4 protein-coding genes and 1 tRNA gene are annotated in these 2,979 nt (G+C 38.5%); all 5 read right to left on the reverse strand.

Going from position 1 to position 2,979, the window contains the following annotated elements:
- Positions 1-86: 86 nt before the first annotated feature.
- Positions 87-812 carry a hypothetical protein gene (locus AB5903_RS22155; RefSeq protein WP_195658761.1) on the reverse strand — a complete coding sequence of 242 codons (726 nt, stop codon included), beginning with the start codon at positions 810-812 and terminating at the stop codon, positions 87-89.
- Between the two features lie 62 nt (positions 813-874).
- On the reverse strand, positions 875-1,456 hold the full coding sequence (locus AB5903_RS22160; protein WP_070753182.1) for a DUF4274 domain-containing protein: 582 nt from the start codon (positions 1,454-1,456) through the stop codon (positions 875-877).
- A gap of 115 nt (positions 1,457-1,571) precedes the next feature.
- Positions 1,572-2,036 (reverse strand): hypothetical protein, encoded by a 465-nt coding sequence (locus AB5903_RS22165; RefSeq protein WP_118363260.1) that lies wholly within the window; start codon positions 2,034-2,036, stop codon positions 1,572-1,574.
- A gap of 107 nt (positions 2,037-2,143) precedes the next feature.
- A complete protein-coding gene (locus AB5903_RS22170) occupies positions 2,144-2,755 on the reverse strand; it encodes a TetR/AcrR family transcriptional regulator (RefSeq protein ID WP_272710866.1) in 612 nt (203 codons plus the stop codon).
- 152 nt (positions 2,756-2,907) lie between these two features.
- Positions 2,908-2,979, reverse strand: a tRNA-Lys gene (locus tag AB5903_RS22175).

The raw sequence follows: 2,979 nt of genomic DNA on the forward strand, positions 1-2,979 counted from the left end.
AGTAGCATAGCCAAAAGAAAATATAGCAGAACTTAAAATATAAATGAGGTTGTGCCAACGTTTTGACACAACCTCATCTTTCGTTGTTATAAACTTAATTGTTCTTGCTCACTTACATTTTCGTTTATTAGTCTGCACATATATTCTTGCAGGCAATAATTATATATTTCAGCAGTAAGTAATGATTTTATATATTCCACATTTTCATATATGTATTTCATTTTATAAGCTAATATTTCAAAGGGCATATCTTCGTTATTATATGTAGCCATTATCTGCCATAAATTTGAAATCGTTTGGCTTATGTCATTATCTTGGTACTGTTTATTGGCTTCCATATTCTGATATTTATAGATGTAATACTCTGTGTATGCTGGTATGCGGTATGTTTCATGTGCAAAGCCAGTTCCGCCCCCGGCAATACATCTCAACATATCATTTACACAATAGAATATTTTGTTTAATGTCTTACGTTCACAACGATAGTGTTTCCTATTATTGGCATTAAACTGTGCATACCATATACAATATAAGTCAAATCCAGTTTCTCCATAGAAATAACCTTGCAATGAAGTATATTGTTGGCGGTATAATGTATCGGGATAAACCGCTGCCGAATTTGCAAACAATCTTTTCGCATCTTCTTCTATATAGCGGTACTCTTTTTTACTTTGTTTACGGAATTTATCAATATTGAGTATATCATCTTGTATGTTACGTTCACACAGAGTTTTACTACAAGAGCAACCCATTACCACGAAAATGGCAAGAACAACAAGAACAAATAGTACTATGTTTGCAATGCGATACATATTGTTTATAATGGGTTGCAGCTTGCCACCGTTAGGTGGAATAGGTGCTTGTTATCAACATATTATTCATCTACTAAATCAGCCAAACGATCCATTGCAGGTTGCAAGTCTTCAGGGATACCTTCTTCCCAAGAAGGCACATCCAATGCAATACCATTTAAAGCAGTAAACATTTCTTGGGGAATGGGAATCTTAAATTCCGAAGGATTCAAACTTGCAGTCCAGTCATATCCATCTTGATACGAATCATGACAAGGATTGAAAGCGTAGCGTTGGTTCCTGTAAAATCCTGATGTGTAATTCTGTTCAATTGTTTGGATGATGTCATAATCTTCAAGATACCAACTATGAGTATTTTCACATTCCTCACGGTTTACAAACTGTTTGCTGAAATCTGGAGCCATCCGCCAATAAAGTAGCAGGCATGTTCCTTTGTCTGTATCGGGCTGCTCGACAATCCATTGGATAACTTTCTTAGGATTATCAAAATTCCAGCTTAGAGCCAGCATTTGGCGAATTTCTGAATCATGTTTCTTTAAGTAATCAATGATGAGTTCGGCACTCAGTTCATCGTAAACGTCTTCATCAATACGTTTATCACCCCAATCGTAATTTTCGTCTAAAAGTTTGTTTATAAAGTCCATAATTGTAATTTATTAATTTGTTGATAATATTATTTGTAAAAACACTTGTTTGGTATCTTCTATTTTGATAACTGACACCTGACAGGTGTGCTTCCTAATCTCTAATAGCTACCCCCTACAAATCATCCAGCGTATCAAGTGGATTGGGTATGCTTGACTTGAGGGCATTCGTTACATGAAGATAAATATTCGTCATCTTTAATATTGTTGTATCCCAGCAAATTTTGCCCATGATGCGTACCAGTATCCATTCACTGACAACGCCTTGTGAGGTGAGATTCAGTAGTTTCAGATAGTCTTCCGGTAACATGTATGTCTGTTGTGAATTGGGGTGCTGCACGTACGTCCGGCTATAATCTATGTAGGCGTAGGGAGAAGAGCGGTCGGAGAAATCCGGTAGTTTAAAGGCGGTAACTGTTATGTAGGCGGAAGCGTTGTCCGCCATTTGTATGCTGCTCTCCCGGGAAAGTAGTAGGGCAATTGCCGGATTATTTGCATACTTTATCCGTATGTAGCGTTCACCGTTCACTTTTTCTCTGTACAGGACGATGCTTGACCGTTGCTTCTGTATCTTGTCCATATCTTTGGCGGTTGCTTTATACCTCAAAGATAAAGCAAAGTATTGAAATCTGAACGGTTGTTCAGAAAATATTTTTATCGAAATATTTTAAATATTGCTAAAAGAAGTCAGGCTTTCAGGAGCGAGTATAGATTATCTAATTTCTCCTTCAATTCGTCTACATCCAGACCATTCAGGAACGATTGCTCGTAGGACATGCCCAGGAATATTTGACGGAACAACGAGGCGGTCTTTTTCACATCCGTATCTTGCTTTATTTCACCGCTCTCTTTTGCCTTCTGTATGACCGCCTTCCATAGTTCGTGTTCCTTGCGGAATATTTCTTCCATTTTTTCACGGGCTCCGGGATAATACATCCTCACTTGGGAAAGGAAATGGAAATAATAGAAGTTGGGACAGCATTCATTATCATCTGCACAGCATTGTACCTGTTTGATGATATGGTTCATGACTGCACTCACTCCTGCCACATACTGTTCTATAAATTCAGCCAGTGTTTCCGTCGGCCCGGCAAACTTGTTGGCCGGTGTCTGCATCTGTATGACATACTTGTCTGCTACCGCCATAAACAAGTCGAGTTTATGGGGAAAATAATATACTACCCCCGTCTTTACCACCCCGCAGGCTTTCGCCAGCGTGCTGATACTCGCTTTCTCGTAGTTCATCCTCAAAAACACCTTGAATGCCTTGTCTATCACTTCTTCCCGGTTGGTAATCATATCGGATTATCCTCTTTTATGTTTCTTTTTGCGAAGGTGTGCTTTTTATTTTGAAGTTTTTACGTTAGTCCGTTTACATCAAAGCCGTCAAATCGCAGTATATACAAAAGAAAAAAGCAGTTATCTTTTTAGATAACTGCTTGATTTTCAAGTGATCCGCTTGGGGCTCGAACCCAAGACCCCAACATTAAAAGTGTTGTGCTCTACCTGCTGAGCTAGCGAAT

It is taken from the genome of Bacteroides sp. 2201st1_D9_2201SCRN_220225, assembly GCF_040928965.1.
GTDB lineage: Bacteria > Bacteroidota > Bacteroidia > Bacteroidales > Bacteroidaceae > Bacteroides > Bacteroides stercoris.